The following is a 17018-nucleotide window of genomic DNA, read 5'->3' as shown; positions in this document are numbered from 1 at the left end:
ACGCCGAAATAGTGCAAATGGCGCGCAAGCGTGATTTGCACGGTGCGTCGGCATAGTGCGATTACGAAAGTACAGGCCGGCCACGGCCGCTCAAATAGGAAGGGGCAGGGGAAACCTTGTCCCTCCGATCTTTGAAAAATTAGCGGACTGGCCGAACATTAAACGAAGTTCAATGCGCGTTTCTCCACGGAAACCGCAATTAACATGAACAAGGATAAGTCGTATGAACGGCCAGAACATCCGCATCCGCCTCAAGGCGTTTGATCACCGGATCCTCGATGCCTCGACGCGCGAAATCGTCTCGACGGCGAAGCGCACCGGTGCCAGCGTGCGCGGTCCAGTACCGCTGCCGACGCGCATCGAAAAATTTACGGTCAACCGTTCGCCGCACGTCGACAAGAAGAGCCGCGAACAGTTCGAAATGCGTACCCACAAGCGCCTTCTCGATATCGTAGATCCGACCCCGCAGACCGTTGACGCGCTGATGAAGCTCGACCTCGCTGCCGGTGTCGACGTGGAAATTAAGCTTTAATAACAAGGAAGGTACGTGGGCTTCGGTCCAACGGCTTCCAGAAACGGGCGACCCGACGTTCCGCAAGGAGCAGAGGGAGACCTTAAACAAGAGATGCGGAGGGGTTCGCCCCGACGTTAACTCTCAAGAGGAATGAACCGATGCGTTCAGGTGTGATTGCACAGAAAGTGGGAATGACGCGCGTCTACAACGACGCCGGCGAGCATATCCCGGTAACAGTACTGCGGCTGGAAAACTGCCAGGTGGTAGCCCAGCGCACGGACGACAAGAACGGCTATACCGCTGTCCAGTTGGGCGCCGGCACTGCCAAGGTTAAGAACACGCCGAAGGCGATGCGCGGCCACTTTGCTGCTGCCAACGTCGAACCGAAGGCGAAGCTCGTCGAATTCCGCGTTTCCGCGGACAATCTGATCGACATCGGCTCCGAACTGACCGCCAACCATTTCGTTGCGGGCCAGCTCGTTGACGTAACCGGTACCACGATCGGTAAGGGCTTTGCCGGCGCCATCAAGCGCCACAACTTCGGCGGCCTTCGTGCAACGCACGGCGTTTCCGTATCGCACCGCTCGCATGGTTCGACCGGCTCCAACCAGGATCCGGGTCGCGTCTGGAAGGGCAAGCGTATGGCTGGTCACATGGGCCAGACGCGCGTCACCACGCAGAACCTCGAAGTCGTATCGACCGACGAAGATCGTGGTCTGATCCTGGTCAAGGGCGCAGTCCCCGGCTCCAAGGGTGCCTGGATCGTCGTTCGTGACGCCATCAAGTCGGGCACCCCGGAAGGCGCACCGCGCCCCGCGGCCGTGCGCGCCGAAGCATCCAAGTAAGGGAGCCGAATAATGGATCTCACCGTCAAAACCCTCGAGGGCAAGGACGCGGGAAAGGTTTCCCTTTCGGACGCCATTTTCGGTCTCGAACCCCGTGAAGACATCATTGCCCGCGTCGTTCGCTGGCAGCTCGCCAAGAAGCAGCAGGGCACACACAAGGCCAAGGGCCGCGCGGAAGTTTCGCGCACCGGCGCCAAGATGTACAAGCAGAAGGGTACGGGCCGCGCCCGCCACCATTCCGCTCGCGCCCCGCAGTTCCGTGGTGGTGGTAAGGCTCATGGCCCGGTTGTTCGCAGCCACGCCCATGACCTGCCGAAGAAGGTCCGTGCGCTCGGTCTTCGCCACGCTCTGTCTGCCAAGCTGAAGGCTGAAAACATCATCGTTCTCGACGATCTCGTTGCCGCAGAAGCAAAGACCAAGACCCTGGCTGGCGTTTTCGCCTCGCTCGGTCTGACCAATGCTCTGATTATCGGCGGCGCCGAAATCGAGAACAACTTCAAGCTCGCCGCTCAGAACATTCCGAATGTGGACGTTCTGCCGGTTCAGGGCATCAACGTTTACGACATTCTGCGCCGTGGCAAGCTCGTGCTTTCCAAGGCTGCCGTGGAAGCTCTGGAGGAGCGGTTCAAATGACGGATCTTCGCCACTACGACGTGATCGTGTCTCCCTCGATCACTGAAAAGTCGACGCTGGTTTCCGAACAGAACCAGATCGTCTTCAACGTCGCCAAGGGTGCTTCGAAGCCTGAAATCAAGGCTGCTGTCGAAGCGCTGTTCGGCGTCAAGGTTACAGCCGTGAACACGCTCGTCCGCAAGGGCAAGACCAAGCGCTTCCGCGGCTTTACCGGGAAGCAGAAGGACGTGAAGAAGGCGATCATCACGCTCGCCGACGGTCAGTCCATCGACGTCTCCACCGGTCTCTAACGGATAGGCCCATTAGGGTAAAAACCCAAAAGGGAACAATAAAATGGCATTGAAAAGTTTCAATCCGACGACCCCGAGCCAGCGCCAGCTGGTCATCGTTGACCGGTCCGGCCTCTACAAGGGCAAGCCGGTAAAGGCGCTGACCGAAGGTCTGCACTCCAAGGGCGGTCGCAACAACCTCGGTCGTATCACCGTTCGCTTTCAGGGCGGCGGTCACAAGCGGACCTACCGTCTGGTCGACTTCAAGCGTCGCAAGTTCGACATTGAAGGCACCGTCGAGCGTCTGGAATATGACCCGAACCGCACCGCTTTCATCGCGCTGGTAACCTACGCCGATGGCGAACAGGCCTACATCCTCGCTCCGCAGCGTCTCGCTGCCGGCGACAAGGTCATCGCTTCGGCAAAGGCAGCTGTCGACGTAAAGCCCGGCAACACCATGCCGCTGCAGTTCATCCCGGTCGGCTCCATCATCCACAACGTGGAAATGAAGCCGGGCAAGGGTGGTCAGCTCGCTCGCTCTGCCGGTACCTACGCTCAGCTCGTTGGTCGTGACCAGGGCATGGCGATCCTTCGCCTGAACTCTGGCGAACAGCGCCTCGTGCACGGCTCTTGCCTTGCATCCATCGGTGCTGTATCGAACCCCGATCACGGCAACATCAATGACGGTAAGGCTGGTCGTTCGCGCTGGCGCGGTAAGAAGCCGCACGTTCGCGGCGTCGTCATGAACCCGGTTGACCACCCGCACGGCGGTGGTGAAGGCCGTACGTCCGGTGGTCGCCACCCGGTTACCCCTTGGGGCAAGCCGACGAAGGGCAAGCGGACGCGCTCCAACAAGTCGACCGACAAGTTCATCATGCGGTCGCGTCACCAGCGCAAGAAGTAAGAGAGGAAGTCTCAAGTGGCTCGTTCAGTATGGAAAGGTCCGTTTGTTGACGGCTATCTTCTCAAGAAGGCTGAGAAGGTTCGTGACGGCGGTCGTAACGAAGTGATCAAGATGTGGAGCCGTCGCTCCACGATCCTTCCGCAGTTCGTGGGTCTCACCTTCGGCGTCTACAACGGCAACAAGCATGTTCCCGTTTCGGTGTCAGAAGAAATGGTCGGACACAAGTTCGGTGAATTCTCTCCGACCCGGACCTATTACGGTCATGGTGCGGACAAGAAGGCAAAGAGGAAGTAACAATGGGCAAGGCAAAAGCCGAACGCCGGCTGAAGGATAATGAAGCGCAGGCAATTGCGCGCACGATCCGCGTCAGCCCCCAGAAGCTCAACCTGGTTGCCGCGATGATCCGCGGCAAGAAGGTCGAGCGCGCTCTGGCCGAACTCGAGTTCTCGCGCAAGCGGATCTCCGAGACGGTCAAGAAGACGCTTGAATCCGCGATCGCAAACGCTGAAAACAACCACGACCTCGACGTTGATTCGCTCATCGTTGCCGAGGCGTATGTTGGCAAGTCGATTGTGATGAAGCGCTTCCACGCTCGTGGTCGCGGCCGTGCATCGCGTGTTGAAAAGCCGTTCTCTCACTTGACGATCGTCGTTCGTGAAGTGGAAGCCAAAGGGGAGGCTGCATAATGGGCCAGAAGATTAATCCGATCGGTTTCCGTCTCGGCATCAACCGGACCTGGGATAGCCGTTGGTTCGCTGATAACGCGGAATACGGTCAGCTTCTTCATGAAGACCTGAAGATCCGCGCCTACCTGATGGAAGAGCTCAAGGCCGCTGGCATTGCCAAGGTCGTGATCGAGCGTCCGCACAAGAAGTGCCGCGTCACGATCCACTCGGCTCGTCCGGGTCTGATCATCGGCAAGAAGGGCGCAGACATCGAAAAGCTCCGCAAGAAGCTTTCCGAGATGACCAACTCCGAAACCCATCTCAACATCGTTGAAGTGCGTAAGCCGGAAGTTGACGCAACCCTCGTTGCTCAGTCGATCGCTCAGCAGCTCGAGCGCCGCGTGGCTTTCCGCCGTGCGATGAAGCGCGCTGTTCAGTCGGCCATGCGTCTTGGCGCCGAAGGCATCAAGATCACCTGCGCCGGTCGTCTTGGTGGTGCCGAAATCGCTCGTACGGAATGGTACCGCGAAGGTCGCGTTCCGCTGCACACCCTGCGTGCGGACATCGACTACGGTACGTCTGAAGCTCAAACCGCTTTCGGTATCTGCGGCATCAAGGTCTGGATCTTCAAGGGCGAAATCCTTGAGCACGATCCGATGGCTTCCGAGCGTCGCGCGATCGAGAGTGACAACCAGGGCGGCAGCAGCAGAGAGCGTCGTCGCGAAAACGCGTAACATGCGCGCGTGGCAGCCAATATCGGAGAATTAAAAAAATGTTGCAGCCAAAGCGTACGAAGTATCGCAAGCAATTCAAGGGCCGCATCAAGGGCGTAGCCAAGGGCGGATCTGATCTTTCCTTTGGTGAATTCGGCCTGAAGGCTCAAGAACCAAACCGCGTCAATGCGCGCGAGATCGAAGCGGCCCGCCGTGCGATCACCCGCCATATGAAGCGCGCCGGCCGCGTCTGGATCCGTGTGTTCCCTGACGTTCCGGTCACCGCCAAGCCTACCGAAGTCCGTATGGGTAAGGGTAAGGGCTCGGTTGAATACTGGGCGTGCAAGGTCAAGCCTGGTCGTATGATGTTCGAGATCGATGGTGTCAGCGAAGAACTCGCCCGTGAGGCACTTCGTCTTGGTGCTGCCAAGCTCTCTGTCAAGACGCGCTTCGTGCAGCGTATCGCAGAGTAAGGAGTGAATCTCATGAAAGCCGCAGATGTTCGCGCTCTGAGCGCCGATCAACTCAACGAAGAGCTTGCCAAGCTGAAGAAAGAGCAGTTCAATCTGCGTTTCCAGAAGGCAACCGGCCAGCTCGAAAAGTCGTCGCGTATCGACGAAGTCCGTAAGGACATCGCACGCGTCAAAACAATTGCCCGCCAGAAGGCGGCAGAAGCCAAGGCCTAAGGACCACAAAATATGCCGAAACGCATTCTGCAGGGCACAGTCGTCAGCGACAAGAACGACAAGACCGTCGTCGTCAGAGTCGAGCGCCGCTTTGCGCACCCGATTCTCCAGAAGACCGTTCGCCGTTCGAAGAAGTACAAGGCGCACGACGAAAGCAACCAGTACAAGGTTGGTGACGTTGTTTCCATCGAGGAATGCGCGCCGATCTCCAAGGATAAGCGCTGGACGGTGATTGCCGCCCAGGCTTGATTTCTGCGGGTTTTGACCGCGAGACCCTTGCGTCTTGGGCAAATACCTGTATGAAGCACGCAATTGAAGTAGAGGAACGCTCGAGTCCGGGCGTTCTTTTGCTTTGAGATAGGCACAATAAGCCGGGCGAGGGGGTCTAGACCCAACCGGCCCGGTAACAACAAGAAGGCGACCTGACATGATTCAGATGCAAACAAACCTCGACGTGGCGGATAATTCCGGCGCACGTCGTGTCATGTGCATCAAGGTGCTGGGCGGCTCCAAGCGTAAGTACGCGTCGATCGGCGACATCATCGTCGTTTCGATCAAGGAAGCCATTCCGCGCGGCCGCGTGAAGAAGGGTGATGTCATGAAGGCTGTTGTCGTTCGCACTGCGAAAGACATCCGCCGTGCGGATGGCAGCGTCATTCGTTTTGACACAAACGCAGCCGTTCTTATCGATAACAAGAAAGAGCCGATCGGCACCCGTATCTTCGGACCGGTTCCGCGCGAACTTCGCGCCAAGAACCACATGAAGATCATCTCGCTGGCTCCGGAAGTACTCTAAGGGAGCGTTGAGAGATGCAAAAGATTCGTAAAGGCGACAAGGTCGTCGTTCTCACCGGTAAGGACAAGGGTCGTACCGGCGAAGTCGTACAGGTAATGCCGAAGGAAGATCGGGCTGTAGTGCGTGGCGTAAACATGGTGAAGCGTCACCAGCGCCAGACCCAGAGCCAGGAAGCCGGCATTATCAACAAGGAAGCCTCGATCCATCTTTCGAACATCGCGATTGCCGATCCGAAGGACGGCAAGCCGACCCGCGTCGGCTTCAAGATCGATGGCGACAAGAAGGTCCGCGTGGCCAAGCGTTCGGGAGTAGTGATCGATGGCTAAGTCCGCTTACGAGCCCCGGCTCAAGAAGGAATATGTCGAGCGTATTCGTGCGGCTATGCAGGAGAAGTTCTCCTACGCCAACGAAATGCAGATCCCGCGCCTCGACAAGATCGTCATCAACATGGGTGTTGGCGAAGCGACCGGCGACAGCAAGAAGCCGACCGTTGCAGCTGCCGACCTTGCTGCGATTGCTGGTCAGAAGCCGGTAATCACCCGCGCTCGCAACTCCATCGCTGGCTTCAAGCTTCGCGAAGACATGCCGATTGGTGCCAAGGTTACCCTGCGCGGCGTTCGGATGTATGAGTTCCTGGATCGTCTCGTGAACATTGCTCTTCCGCGCGTTCGCGACTTCCGTGGCCTCAACCCGAAGTCCTTCGATGGCCGTGGCAACTTCGCCATGGGCGTCAAGGAGCACATTGTGTTCCCTGAGATCAACTACGACAAGGTTGATCAGATGTGGGGCATGGACATCATCGTTTGCACGACGGCTACTAACGACGACGAAGCACGCGCTCTGCTCACAGAGTTCAACTTCCCGTTCCGTCAGTAATCCGTAACGACAAGCGTAAAGAAGGATAACTGTTATGGCGAAAACGAGCGCAGTTGAAAAGAACAAGCGCCGCCGCAAACTGGTTGCCGGGCAAGCCTCTAAGCGCGCCACCCTGAAGGCAATCATCATGAACCAGTCTCTGCCGATCGAAGAGCGGTTCAAGGCAACCATCAAGCTGGCTGAACTGCCGCGTGATGGATCCAAGACCCGCATCCGCAACCGTTGTGAAGTTACGGGCCGTCCGCGCGCCTACTATCGTAAACTTCGCATGTCGCGTATTGCGCTTCGCGAACTGGGCAATTCCGGCCGCGTGCCGGGTATTGTCAAGTCGAGCTGGTAAGGAGACGGGCACATGGCAATGACTGATCCGCTGGGCGATATGCTCACCCGTATCCGTAACGGCGCGGCACGCCGCAAGTCGAGCGTCTCCACGCCGGCTTCGAAGCTCCGCGCACGTGTTCTGGATGTCCTTCAGGCTGAAGGCTACATCCGTGGATACTCTGAAGTCGTATTTGGCAACGGCAAGGCCGAGCTGAACATCGAACTGAAGTACTACGAAGGCGCTTCCGTAATCCGTGAGATCGGACGCGTTTCCAAGCCGGGCCGCCGAGTTTATGTCTCGGTTAAGTCCATTCCGCAGGTCGCGAACGGCCTCGGCATCACCATCCTTTCGACTCCGAAGGGCGTGATGGCCGATCATCAGGCACGCGAACAGAATGTTGGTGGCGAGATTCTTTGCTCCGTCTTCTAAGACGTAACATGATCTCCATAGCGAACAGACAGGTATAAAAATGTCTCGTATCGGTAAGAAGCCCGTTCAAGTTCCTGCAGGCGTCACGGCAAGCGTGGATGGCCAGAAGGTAACGGCGAAGGGCCCTAAGGGCGAACTGTTCTTTGTTGCAAACGACGAAGTATCGGTAGCTCTCGAAGAAAACGCGGTTGTTGTACAGCCGCTCAACCAGAGCAAGGATGCTCGTTCGAAGTGGGGCATGTCCCGCACGATGATCGAGAACATCCTGAAGGGTGTTAAGGACGGTTACGAGCGCAAGCTCGAAATCAACGGCGTTGGTTACCGCGCGTCGCTGCAGGGCAAGAACCTGCAGCTGGCACTCGGCTTTAGCCACGACGTTGTCTACCAGACACCGGAAGGCATCACGATCGCTGTACCGAAGCCGACGGAAATCATCGTCTCCGGCATCAACAAGCAGCAGGTCGGCCAGGTTGCAGCGGAAATCCGCGAATACCGCGGCCCCGAGCCCTACAAGGGCAAGGGCGTCAAGTATGCCGGCGAGCGGATTGTCCGCAAAGAAGGCAAGAAGAAGTAAGGATCACGCGAAATGGCTAGCAGGAAAGATACTCTTGTGCGTCGCGCCAACCGCGTGCGCCGTCAAATCAAGGCGGTCGCGAATGGCCGTCCGCGCCTGTCGGTTCATCGCTCGTCGAAGAACATCTACGTACAGGTTATCGACGACGTGGCCGGCAAGACGCTTGCGTCTGCCTCCACGCTCGACACCGATCTGCGTTCGTCTTTGAAGACGGGCGCTGACGCGGCAGCTGCTGCTGCCGTCGGCAAGCTCATCGCTGAGCGTGCCGTAAAGGCTGGCGTCAAGGACGTTGTCTTTGATCGTGGCGCCTTCATCTATCACGGCCGCATCAAGGCTTTGGCCGAAGCTGCACGTGAAGGTGGTTTGAACTTCTGATCGGCTGCCGGGCGGGCCCTGTGCCCGCCTGAAGCCCTCACAAGTTTCCGGTCGCTTCCGATCCATGTGACGGGGGCGACTTTTGTCAATCTGCCGATTGCACCCGGAAAAGAAAAAGGAAAAGGACAATGGCACAGGAAAGAAGGGGTTCTCGCGAAGATCGCCAGAACCGCGAAGAGCGCGACAGCGAATTTGTCGACAAGCTCGTAGCAATTAACCGCGTCGCCAAGGTGGTGAAGGGCGGTCGTCGTTTCGGTTTCGCAGCTCTCGTCGTCGTTGGCGACCAGAAGGGCCGCGTTGGCTTCGGTCATGGCAAGGCGCGCGAAGTGCCGGAAGCCATCCGCAAGGCAACGGAAGCCGCCAAGCGCGACCTGATCTTCGTCCCGCTGCGTGGTGGTCGTACCCTGCATCACGACGTTCACGGCCGTCATGGCGCCGGCAAGGTGCTGCTGCGTTCGGCCAAGGCTGGTACCGGTATCATCGCTGGTGGCCCGATGCGCGCCGTCTTCGAAACGCTCGGCGTTCATGACGTCGTCGCTAAGTCGACCGGTTCGTCGAACCCGTACAACATGGTTCGTGCAACGTTCGACGCCCTCAAGAACCAGATGCACCCGAAGGACATCGCAGCTCAGCGCGGCATGAAGTACGCCACGCTCCAGGCTCGTCGTGTTTCCTCCGGCGCTGCTTCCGAAGAATAAGGGAGCTGACAGATGGCTAAGAAAGAAAACGCTGCGAAGACGGTTACCGTCGAGCAGATCGGTAGCCCCATTCGCCGTCCGGCCGTACAGCGTCAGACGCTCATCGGCCTGGGCCTCAACAAGATGCACCGGGTTCGCACGCTGGAAGATACCCCAGCTGTTCGCGGCATGATCCGGTCGGTCCAGCACCTCGTTCGCGTCGTCGACGAGAAGTGAGGGGGATAAGCTCATGAAACTGAATGAAATCAAGGACAACGAAGGCTCGACCAAGAACCGTAAGCGTCTTGGCCGCGGCATCGGTTCCGGCTCCGGCAAGACTGCCGGTCGCGGTGTGAAGGGTCAGAAGGCTCGTTCGGGCGTTGCCATCAACGGCTTCGAAGGCGGCCAGATGCCAATCTACCGTCGTCTGCCGAAGCGCGGCTTCAACAACATCTTCGCTTCGGAGTTTGTTGTCGTGTCGCTCGGCCGCATCCAGACGGCAATCGACGCCAAGAAGCTTGACGCTTCGAAGTCGGTCGATGCCGCAGCTCTCAAGGCTGCCGGCGTGATCCGTCGCGAAAAGGACGGCGTACGCGTTCTCGCCGACGGAGAACTGAAGGCGAAGATCTCGCTCGAAGTTGCAGGCGCTTCCAAGTCGGCGATCGAAAAGATCGAAAAGGCCGGCGGTTCCATCAAGCTGCTTTCGGCTGCTGCCGAATAATATTACTGATCAACCGCCCGGGGTGCTTCACTCCGGGCGGTTTTGCTCCCATATGTGAGCCTCACGTCCGAGATGGCGAATCGCTCGCCTCGGCGGACATAGCGGAAACCACGGTGAGGCATCCGATTGCAGACACAATCGCCTCGCGTCCGGTTTTCAAGACGAAAAGTTAGTCCTTCCGGAACGGACAGGGTACTCCCGCTGATTCCGAGATTTGGTACGCGGAGAATTGCATGGCTTCTGCAGCGGAACAGCTCGCCTCGAACCTGAATTTCTCGACTTTCGCCAAGGCGGAAGATCTGAAGAAACGACTGTGGTTCACGCTTGGTGCGCTTTTGGTCTACCGTCTTGGCACCTATATCCCGCTGCCCGGCCTGAACCCGGACGCGTTTGCGCAGGCCTTCCAGGGCCAGAGCGGCGGTATTCTCGGTCTCTTCAACATGTTTTCGGGCGGTGCAGTGGAGCGCATGGCGATCTTCGCGCTCGGCATCATGCCCTATATCTCTGCCTCGATCATCGTTCAGCTGATGACCTCCGTCGTTCCGGCGCTGGAACAGCTGAAGAAGGAAGGCGAGCAGGGTCGCAAGATCATCAACCAGTACACGCGCTACGGCACGGTGCTTCTCGGCGTCATGCAGGCCTATGGCATTGCAGTCGGCCTTGAGAGCGGCAACGGTCTCGTGAACGATCCGGGCTGGTTCTTCCGCATTTCCACTGTCATCTCGCTGCTTGGCGGCACGATGTTCCTGATGTGGCTTGGCGAGCAGATCACGTCGCGCGGTATCGGCAACGGCATCTCGCTGATCATCTTCGCCGGCATTGTCGCTCACCTGCCCACGGCTCTTGCCGGAACGCTCGAACTCGGCCGCACCGGCGCGCTTTCGACCCCGCTGATCCTGGCGATCATCGTCATGATCGTTGCGGTCATCGCGCTCATTGTCTTCGTGGAGCGCGCTCAGCGCCGGCTTTTGATCCAGTATCCGAAGCGTCAGGTTGGCAACCGGATGTTCCAGGGCGACACCTCGCACCTGCCGCTGAAGCTCAACACCGCAGGTGTTATCCCGGCGATCTTCGCGTCGTCGCTGCTCTTGCTGCCGGCAACGCTTGCAGGCTTCGCCAACACCGCGACGCTGCCCGGCTGGGCGACATCGATCGTTAGCGCGCTCGGCCACGGCCAGCCGCTCTACATGGTGCTCTACGGCGGCATGATCGCGTTCTTCGCCTTCTTCTACACAGCCATCGTCTTCAATCCGAAGGACACGGCCGACAATCTGAAGAAGCATGGCGGCTTCATTCCGGGCATCCGTCCGGGCGAGCGTACCGCTGAATACATCGATTACGTCCTGACGCGCATCACCGTGCTTGGCGCGATCTACCTGATCTTCGTCTGCATTCTGCCTGAAATCCTTATCGCGCAGACTGGCGTGCCGTTCTACCTTGGTGGTACGTCGCTTTTGATTGTTGTCAGCGTTACCCTTGATACGGTAGCACAGATCCAGGGTCACCTCATTGCTCAGCAATATGAGGGGCTGATCAAGAAGTCGAAGCTGCGCGGAGGGAAGAGGGGACGATGAGACTGATTTTTTTGGGACCGCCCGGAGCTGGCAAGGGGACGCAAGCCAAGCTTCTGACGGAGAGGTACGGTATTCCGCAGCTTTCCACAGGTGACATGTTGCGCGCGGCCGTCGCCCAGGCGACAGACGTCGGCAAGCGGGCCAAGGCTGTCATGGACGCCGGCCAACTCGTCTCTGATGCGATCGTCAACGAGATCGTGTCGGACCGGATCGATGCTCCGGATTGTGCCAACGGCTTTATCCTCGACGGATATCCGCGCACGGTTCCGCAGGCGGTCGCTCTCGGCCAGATGCTCAAGGGCAAGGGCTTGAAGCTCGACGCCGTGATCGAGCTCAAGGTCGACGAGACGGCGCTTGTAAAGCGTATGGAGAATCGCGTAGCGGAAACCATCGCTGCGGGCGGCTCGGTCAGATCGGACGACAATCCGGAAGCCTTCAAGCGCCGGCTGACGGAATATCGCGAAAAGACCGCGCCTTTGTCGGAACACTATGCCGGCACCGGTGAGCTGAAGACTGTCGATGGTATGGCTGATGTGGACGCCGTGACAGCACAGATCGAGAAGATTCTGGCTTAGACCTAAGGTCTTTGCCGAAAAGGAACCGCCGGGGAGTTGACTTTTCCGGCTGATTCCGCCAAAGACAGCGCCAACTCGCGACATGGGAGCGATCGGCGCGGTCTTCAACGAAACGAAGTCCGGGTACGGTCGTTTTTGACGTGTCTCGAACCTCAATCAACGTGCGGCTCTTGAGGTCGCGTAACGAAGCACCTATTGCCGGATGGCAACTGGAACGCAAGGAGAATAGACGTGGCACGTATCGCTGGCGTCAACATCCCGACGGCAAAGCGCGTTGTTATCGCGCTGACCTACATTCACGGGATCGGACCGAAATTCGCACAGGAAATCGTCGAGAAGGTCGGTATTCCGGCTGATCGCCGCGTGCATCAGTTGACGGATGCTGAAGTTCTTCAGATCCGCGAAACGATCGACCGCGATTACCAGGTTGAAGGTGACCTGCGTCGCGACACGTCGATGAACATCAAGCGTCTGATGGACCTGGGCTGCTACCGCGGCCTGCGTCATCGTCGCAGCCTGCCGGTGCGCGGTCAGCGTACCCACACCAATGCTCGCACCCGCAAGGGTCCGGCAAAGGCGATCGCCGGTAAGAAGAAGTAATTTCCCGAATAGGGAGATTGGGAGGCTGGCGCACGCGCCGGCCTCCTTTTGCAGTTTGGGAAGGGCGGTGCCCGACCGTCGCGGAGCCGGACCGGTTGCGTGAAATGCCTGCAGGGCCGGTTCCTCCGGTCCTGGATGAAACTGAAGAAGCAGGGCAGGGGACGAAATTTCCTTTCCCGGTGGAGCCGCTGGAATTACGGCGGTGCAGAGATCTAAGAAAGGGATCCTATGGCCAAGGAAGCCACCCGCGTTCGCCGTCGCGAACGCAAGAACATCACGTCTGGCGTTGCGCACGTCAATTCGTCGTTCAACAACACCATGATCACCATCACCGACGCACAGGGCAACGCAATTGCCTGGTCGTCTGCCGGTGCCAAGGGTTTCAAGGGCTCGCGTAAGTCGACCCCGTTTGCCGCTCAGATCGCCGCTGAAGACTGCGCCAAGAAGGCCCAGGAACACGGCATGAAGTCGCTTGAAGTCGAAGTTTGCGGTCCGGGTTCCGGCCGTGAATCCGCTCTTCGCGCACTGCAGGCAGCGGGCTTCATGATCACCTCGATCCGCGATGTTACCCCGATCCCGCACAACGGTTGCCGCCCGCGCAAGAAGCGCCGCGTCTGAATCATTTGCGTTCAAAATGCCGGTGAGGGCGTTTCGGCGCGCTCCCGGGCTTCGGGGCTCGGTTGTCACGATTGGATGGTGACAACGAACGGAAGGCAGAAAATATGATCCAGAAAAATTGGCAGGAACTGATCAAGCCCAACAAGGTGGAGTTCATCTCCTCGGGCCGCACCAAGGCAACGTTGGTCGCGGAACCGCTTGAACGCGGCTTTGGTCTGACGCTCGGCAACGCGCTTCGCCGCGTGCTGCTGTCGTCGCTTCGCGGTGCTGCTGTCACTGCGGTGCAGATTGACGGCGTCCTGCACGAGTTCTCCTCTATCCCGGGCGTCCGGGAAGACGTGACGGACATCGTGCTCAACATCAAGGAAATCGCCATCAAGATGGATGGCGACGACGCAAAGCGCATGGTCGTGCGCAAGCAGGGTCCGGGCGTTGTAACCGCCGGTGACATCCAGACGGTTGGCGACATCGAAATCCTCAACCCGAACCATGTGATCTGCACCCTCGACGAGGGCGCTGAGATCCGCATGGAGTTCACCGTCAACAACGGCAAGGGCTACGTTCCGGCTGACCGCAACCGTTCGGAAGATGCTCCGATCGGCCTCATCCCGGTCGACAGCCTGTACTCGCCGGTCAAGAAGGTCTCGTACAAGGTGGAAAACACCCGCGAAGGCCAGGTTCTTGATTATGACAAGCTGACCATGTCCATCGAGACGGACGGCTCCGTCACCGGTGAAGATGCGATCGCGTTTGCGGCCCGCATCCTTCAGGACCAGCTGTCGGTTTTCGTCAACTTCGACGAGCCGCAGAAGGAAGCAGAGGAAGAAGCAGTCACCGAACTGGCTTTCAACCCGGCGCTTCTCAAGAAGGTCGACGAACTGGAACTTTCCGTCCGTTCGGCCAACTGCCTGAAGAACGACAACATCGTCTACATCGGCGACCTCATTCAGAAGACCGAAGCAGAAATGCTCCGCACGCCGAATTTTGGTCGCAAGTCGCTGAACGAAATCAAGGAGGTTCTCGCTTCCATGGGCCTGCACCTCGGCATGGAAGTGCCGTCCTGGCCGCCTGAGAACATCGAAGATCTCGCCAAGCGTTACGAAGACCAATACTAACCATTAGACTGCGGGCAGATGCCTGCAAGTGAAGGAGAATAGCAATGCGCCACGGTAAAGCCGGCCGCAAGCTGAATAGAACCGCCAGCCACCGCAAGGCGATGTTTGCCAACATGGCAGCTTCGCTAATCGAGCACGAGCAGATCGTTACGACCCTGCCGAAGGCTAAGGAAATCCGCCCGATCGTTGAAAAGCTCGTCACCCTCGGCAAGCGCGGCGACCTGCATGCTCGTCGTCAGGCGATCTCGCAGATCCGCGACGCTGTTGTCGTTGCCAAGCTGTTCGACACGATCGCTTCGCGTTACGCCACCCGCAACGGCGGCTACCTGCGCATCATGAAGGCTGGCTTCCGCCAGGGCGACAACGCCGCTCTCGCTGTCATCGAATTCGTTGACCGCGACACCGATGCAAAGGGTGCGAAGGATCGCGCTCGCGTGGCAGCTGAAGCTGACGCCGCAGAAGCAGCCTGATCCTTTCAGGTAAGCTGAGCTGAATTGAAAGCGGCCGGGTGTTCGTCACCCGGCCGCTTTCTTTTTGCCGTGCTGCTCGGATTGGCGGGCGCAATTGCATATTCCTCAAATCCGATCCGATTTAAGGCCCGAATTGCTCGGCGACTTAGAGCGCTCCATCTTTAAACGGAAGCAATTCTGTTGGCTGAAAGCGGCCGTTCCACACGAAGGATGGCGCAGGGCGATGCCCGATCCGTCGGGCAAGCCATCCGACACAGTGTGCGGCTGTTTTCAGCCAACCCGAAGGGCCGGATGAATTTCGGCCATTACCCGCGGCGGCCGTCTCGACCGCAGCTTCTGCTGCGCTCTTCGCCAGCCACCTTGGTCCTGGCCGAAATTCCTTCCGGCAGAATGCTTCTGTTTAAAGATGAAGCGCTCTAAAGTGCTACAGCATTCTTTGCGCGTCCCCGCGGCGCTGCCGCCTGGCGTTTGCGCTTCAGATAGGGCTTGCGCACGAGCCGCCAGGACAAAAGCAGGGTGACCAGGGCAAGATAGGTCATCTGCTCGAGGCCGATCACCTTGACCGACATGGCAAAATGCAACGCGCCCGCCGCGGCAATGATGTAAGCGAGCTTGTGCAATTGGTTCCAACGGCTGCCGAGACGGCGGATCGACCAGTTGTTCGATGTCAGTGCCAGCGGGATGAGCATCACCAGGCCGGCCATCCCGATGGTGATGAACGGGCGCCGGGCGATGTCGGCGATGATGGCGGGGATGTTCAAGACCTGATCGAGCAGGAAGTAGGCCAGGAAATGCATCGCGACATAGTAGAATGCGAGCAGTCCGAGGGCACGTCGATAGCGCAGCCAGTTGACGCCTAGGAGGTCGCGGATCGGGGTGATCGCCAGCGTGGCGACCAGAAAGCGCAGCGCCCAGATACCCAGCAGATGCTCGAATTCCTTGACGGGGTTGCCCGGAAGCTGCCCGGTGGCGCCGAGGTAGAAGGCGACAAGCGCCGGACAGAGACCGAGGCCGTAGAGTGCCCAGACGGACGCGGTGTGGAAGCGTTTCGGGAGGGCGGGCAGTTTGGCCATGCTCAGAAATTCGCTTTCAGGTCCATGCCGGCATAAAGCCCGGCGACCTCGTCCGCATAGCCGTTGAAGGGCAGGGTGTCGCGCCGGTTGGCGCCGAAGAAGCCGCCGCCGCCGATCCGGTTTTCTGTTGCCTGGCTCCAGCGCGGATGGTCGACGGCCGGGTTCACATTGGCATAGAAACCGTATTCGGTGGGTGCCGAGAGGTTCCACGTCGATGGCGGCGGTGTTTCCGTGAGCGAGATCCGCACGATCGACTTGATGCCTTTGAAGCCGTATTTCCAGGGCGTGACAAGCCGGATCGGTGCACCGTTCTGATTGGGCAGGGTCTTGCCGTAGACGCCAACCGAGAGAATAGTCAGCGGATGGCGCGCCTCGTCGAGGCGCAGGCCTTCGCGGTAGGGCCACGGCAAAGGTTGGAAGAAACCGGATTGCCCAGGCATCTGCTCCGGGCGAACCACGGTTTCAAACGAGACATATTTGGCATTGCCGAGTGGCTCGACCTTGTCGAGCAGGGCTGCGAGCGGAAACCCGGTCCAGGGAATGACCATCGACCAGGCTTCGACGCAGCGCATTCGATAGACTCGCTCCTCGAGTGGAAGTGTCAGAAGCTCTTCCAGGCCGAACGCCTTCGGCTTGGCGACAAGGCCGTCGACTTTCACGGTCCATGGCGTCGGTTTGAAGGCAGCCGAATTGGCCGCAGGGTCAGCCTTGCCGGTCCCGAACTCATAAAAGTTGTTGTAGCCCGTAACGTCCGCTTCCGGTGTCAGATCCTCGTCCACCGTGTATTTGCCCCTGGGTGCTGCAAGCGCCGCCGCCTGGACAGCACCGACGCCGGCGCCCGCGACCAGCAGACCTCCGGCCGTCGTCGCCAGAAATGCGCGGCGGGAGAGAAAGCAGCTCTCCAGCGTGATTTCGGACGGTGCGATTCTCGGTGGACGATAGGCCGGCATGATCTTTTCCGCTTTCAACGTGTGGGTCTTGTCTGCTCAAACTG

Annotated in this window: 29 protein-coding genes; 27 read left to right on the top strand and 2 right to left on the bottom strand. The window is 59.0% G+C overall.

The features are described from left to right. Nucleotides 1-223 precede the first annotated feature (223 nt). From rpsJ to rplQ, 27 genes are all read left to right on the top strand, one after another. Nucleotides 224-532 (top strand): 30S ribosomal protein S10, encoded by a 309-nt coding sequence (rpsJ, locus tag BLJAPNOD_RS16115; RefSeq protein WP_003507767.1) that lies wholly within the window; start codon nucleotides 224-226, stop codon nucleotides 530-532. Nucleotides 533-672: 140 nt separating this feature from the next. Then, complete coding sequence (gene rplC, locus BLJAPNOD_RS16110) at nucleotides 673-1359, top strand: 50S ribosomal protein L3 (RefSeq protein WP_025426664.1); 687 nt, start codon at nucleotides 673-675, stop codon at nucleotides 1357-1359. A gap of 12 nt (nucleotides 1360-1371) precedes the next feature. Continuing rightward, the gene (gene rplD, locus BLJAPNOD_RS16105) at nucleotides 1372-1992 is read left to right on the top strand and encodes a 50S ribosomal protein L4 (RefSeq protein WP_025426665.1); all 621 of its coding nucleotides are present in this window, start codon (nucleotides 1372-1374) and stop codon (nucleotides 1990-1992) included. Beyond that, nucleotides 1989-2282 (top strand): 50S ribosomal protein L23, encoded by a 294-nt coding sequence (locus tag BLJAPNOD_RS16100; protein ID WP_025426666.1) that lies wholly within the window; start codon nucleotides 1989-1991, stop codon nucleotides 2280-2282. Before rplD ends, BLJAPNOD_RS16100 begins: the two co-directional genes overlap by 4 nt. Before the next feature lie 43 nt (nucleotides 2283-2325). After that, a complete protein-coding gene (gene rplB, locus BLJAPNOD_RS16095; RefSeq protein WP_077498426.1) occupies nucleotides 2326-3165 on the top strand; it encodes a 50S ribosomal protein L2 in 840 nt (279 codons plus the stop codon). A 15-nt stretch (nucleotides 3166-3180) separates the two neighbouring features. After that, a complete protein-coding gene (rpsS, locus tag BLJAPNOD_RS16090) occupies nucleotides 3181-3459 on the top strand; it encodes a 30S ribosomal protein S19 (RefSeq protein WP_025426668.1) in 279 nt (92 codons plus the stop codon). A gap of 2 nt (nucleotides 3460-3461) precedes the next feature. Continuing rightward, nucleotides 3462-3851: a 50S ribosomal protein L22 gene (gene rplV, locus BLJAPNOD_RS16085; RefSeq protein WP_025426669.1), complete on the top strand. Its 390-nt coding sequence runs from the start codon at nucleotides 3462-3464 to the stop codon at nucleotides 3849-3851. Further along, the gene (gene rpsC, locus BLJAPNOD_RS16080) at nucleotides 3851-4564 is read left to right on the top strand and encodes a 30S ribosomal protein S3 (protein ID WP_077498425.1); all 714 of its coding nucleotides are present in this window, start codon (nucleotides 3851-3853) and stop codon (nucleotides 4562-4564) included. The genes rplV and rpsC overlap by 1 nt, the downstream gene beginning before the upstream one ends. Before the next feature lie 38 nt (nucleotides 4565-4602). After that, on the top strand, nucleotides 4603-5016 hold the full coding sequence (gene rplP / locus BLJAPNOD_RS16075) for a 50S ribosomal protein L16 (RefSeq protein WP_025426671.1): 414 nt from the start codon (nucleotides 4603-4605) through the stop codon (nucleotides 5014-5016). A gap of 12 nt (nucleotides 5017-5028) precedes the next feature. After that, entirely contained in the window at nucleotides 5029-5229 is a 201-nt protein-coding gene (gene rpmC, locus BLJAPNOD_RS16070; protein WP_025426672.1) for a 50S ribosomal protein L29, read from the top strand. 12 nt (nucleotides 5230-5241) lie between these two features. Continuing rightward, nucleotides 5242-5478 (top strand): 30S ribosomal protein S17, encoded by a 237-nt coding sequence (rpsQ, locus tag BLJAPNOD_RS16065; protein WP_115420481.1) that lies wholly within the window; start codon nucleotides 5242-5244, stop codon nucleotides 5476-5478. Nucleotides 5479-5656: 178 nt separating this feature from the next. After that, nucleotides 5657-6025, top strand: a complete 369-nt coding sequence (gene rplN, locus BLJAPNOD_RS16060) for a 50S ribosomal protein L14 (RefSeq protein WP_003536525.1) — start codon at nucleotides 5657-5659, stop codon at nucleotides 6023-6025. Between the two features lie 14 nt (nucleotides 6026-6039). Beyond that, nucleotides 6040-6351, top strand: a complete 312-nt coding sequence (gene rplX / locus BLJAPNOD_RS16055) for a 50S ribosomal protein L24 (RefSeq protein WP_025426674.1) — start codon at nucleotides 6040-6042, stop codon at nucleotides 6349-6351. Continuing rightward, nucleotides 6344-6901 (top strand): 50S ribosomal protein L5, encoded by a 558-nt coding sequence (gene rplE, locus BLJAPNOD_RS16050; RefSeq protein WP_077498423.1) that lies wholly within the window; start codon nucleotides 6344-6346, stop codon nucleotides 6899-6901. Before rplX ends, rplE begins: the two co-directional genes overlap by 8 nt. A 34-nt stretch (nucleotides 6902-6935) precedes the next feature. Beyond that, nucleotides 6936-7241 carry a 30S ribosomal protein S14 gene (rpsN, locus tag BLJAPNOD_RS16045; RefSeq protein ID WP_077498422.1) on the top strand — a complete coding sequence of 102 codons (306 nt, stop codon included), beginning with the start codon at nucleotides 6936-6938 and terminating at the stop codon, nucleotides 7239-7241. Between the two features lie 12 nt (nucleotides 7242-7253). Further along, nucleotides 7254-7652, top strand: a complete 399-nt coding sequence (gene rpsH / locus BLJAPNOD_RS16040) for a 30S ribosomal protein S8 (RefSeq protein ID WP_025426677.1) — start codon at nucleotides 7254-7256, stop codon at nucleotides 7650-7652. Nucleotides 7653-7692: 40 nt separating this feature from the next. Next, nucleotides 7693-8226 carry a 50S ribosomal protein L6 gene (gene rplF / locus BLJAPNOD_RS16035; protein ID WP_077498421.1) on the top strand — a complete coding sequence of 178 codons (534 nt, stop codon included), beginning with the start codon at nucleotides 7693-7695 and terminating at the stop codon, nucleotides 8224-8226. Between the two features lie 12 nt (nucleotides 8227-8238). Next, complete coding sequence (gene rplR / locus BLJAPNOD_RS16030; RefSeq protein ID WP_025426679.1) at nucleotides 8239-8601, top strand: 50S ribosomal protein L18; 363 nt, start codon at nucleotides 8239-8241, stop codon at nucleotides 8599-8601. A 128-nt stretch (nucleotides 8602-8729) separates the two neighbouring features. Continuing rightward, nucleotides 8730-9299, top strand: a complete 570-nt coding sequence (gene rpsE / locus BLJAPNOD_RS16025; RefSeq protein WP_025426680.1) for a 30S ribosomal protein S5 — start codon at nucleotides 8730-8732, stop codon at nucleotides 9297-9299. Between the two features lie 12 nt (nucleotides 9300-9311). Continuing rightward, nucleotides 9312-9515, top strand: coding sequence for a 50S ribosomal protein L30 (gene rpmD, locus BLJAPNOD_RS16020; protein ID WP_025426681.1), 204 nt, complete (start codon nucleotides 9312-9314; stop codon nucleotides 9513-9515). Nucleotides 9516-9528: 13 nt separating this feature from the next. Then, nucleotides 9529-9999: a 50S ribosomal protein L15 gene (rplO, locus tag BLJAPNOD_RS16015; RefSeq protein ID WP_115420480.1), complete on the top strand. Its 471-nt coding sequence runs from the start codon at nucleotides 9529-9531 to the stop codon at nucleotides 9997-9999. Nucleotides 10000-10232: 233 nt separating this feature from the next. Beyond that, entirely contained in the window at nucleotides 10233-11573 is a 1341-nt protein-coding gene (gene secY / locus BLJAPNOD_RS16010) for a preprotein translocase subunit SecY (protein ID WP_065785913.1), read from the top strand. After that, nucleotides 11570-12148, top strand: coding sequence for an adenylate kinase (locus BLJAPNOD_RS16005; RefSeq protein ID WP_025426684.1), 579 nt, complete (start codon nucleotides 11570-11572; stop codon nucleotides 12146-12148). Before secY ends, BLJAPNOD_RS16005 begins: the two co-directional genes overlap by 4 nt. Before the next feature lie 231 nt (nucleotides 12149-12379). Further along, nucleotides 12380-12748, top strand: coding sequence for a 30S ribosomal protein S13 (gene rpsM, locus BLJAPNOD_RS16000; protein WP_025426685.1), 369 nt, complete (start codon nucleotides 12380-12382; stop codon nucleotides 12746-12748). 228 nt (nucleotides 12749-12976) lie between these two features. Then, nucleotides 12977-13366, top strand: a complete 390-nt coding sequence (gene rpsK / locus BLJAPNOD_RS15995) for a 30S ribosomal protein S11 (protein WP_003536496.1) — start codon at nucleotides 12977-12979, stop codon at nucleotides 13364-13366. Nucleotides 13367-13470: 104 nt separating this feature from the next. Then, on the top strand, nucleotides 13471-14481 hold the full coding sequence (locus BLJAPNOD_RS15990; RefSeq protein WP_025426686.1) for a DNA-directed RNA polymerase subunit alpha: 1011 nt from the start codon (nucleotides 13471-13473) through the stop codon (nucleotides 14479-14481). A gap of 44 nt (nucleotides 14482-14525) precedes the next feature. Beyond that, nucleotides 14526-14951: a 50S ribosomal protein L17 gene (rplQ, locus tag BLJAPNOD_RS15985; RefSeq protein WP_077498418.1), complete on the top strand. Its 426-nt coding sequence runs from the start codon at nucleotides 14526-14528 to the stop codon at nucleotides 14949-14951. Nucleotides 14952-15367: 416 nt separating this feature from the next. Here rplQ and msrQ read toward each other — a convergent pair whose 3' ends face one another. Together msrQ and msrP are read right to left on the bottom strand one after the other, a co-directional pair. Continuing rightward, nucleotides 15368-16024, bottom strand: a complete 657-nt coding sequence (gene msrQ, locus BLJAPNOD_RS15975) for a protein-methionine-sulfoxide reductase heme-binding subunit MsrQ (protein ID WP_115420478.1) — start codon at nucleotides 16022-16024, stop codon at nucleotides 15368-15370. Between the two features lie 2 nt (nucleotides 16025-16026). Continuing rightward, nucleotides 16027-16974: a protein-methionine-sulfoxide reductase catalytic subunit MsrP gene (msrP, locus tag BLJAPNOD_RS15970; RefSeq protein WP_115420477.1), complete on the bottom strand. Its 948-nt coding sequence runs from the start codon at nucleotides 16972-16974 to the stop codon at nucleotides 16027-16029. Nucleotides 16975-17018 lie beyond the last annotated feature (44 nt).

It is taken from the genome of Ensifer sp. M14 (assembly GCF_003355565.1).
In the GTDB taxonomy this organism is placed as follows: Bacteria; Pseudomonadota; Alphaproteobacteria; order Rhizobiales; family Rhizobiaceae; genus Ensifer.
The sequence above is the reverse complement of the archived record's forward strand: the minus strand, read 5'-3'. Positions and strand labels throughout refer to the sequence as shown.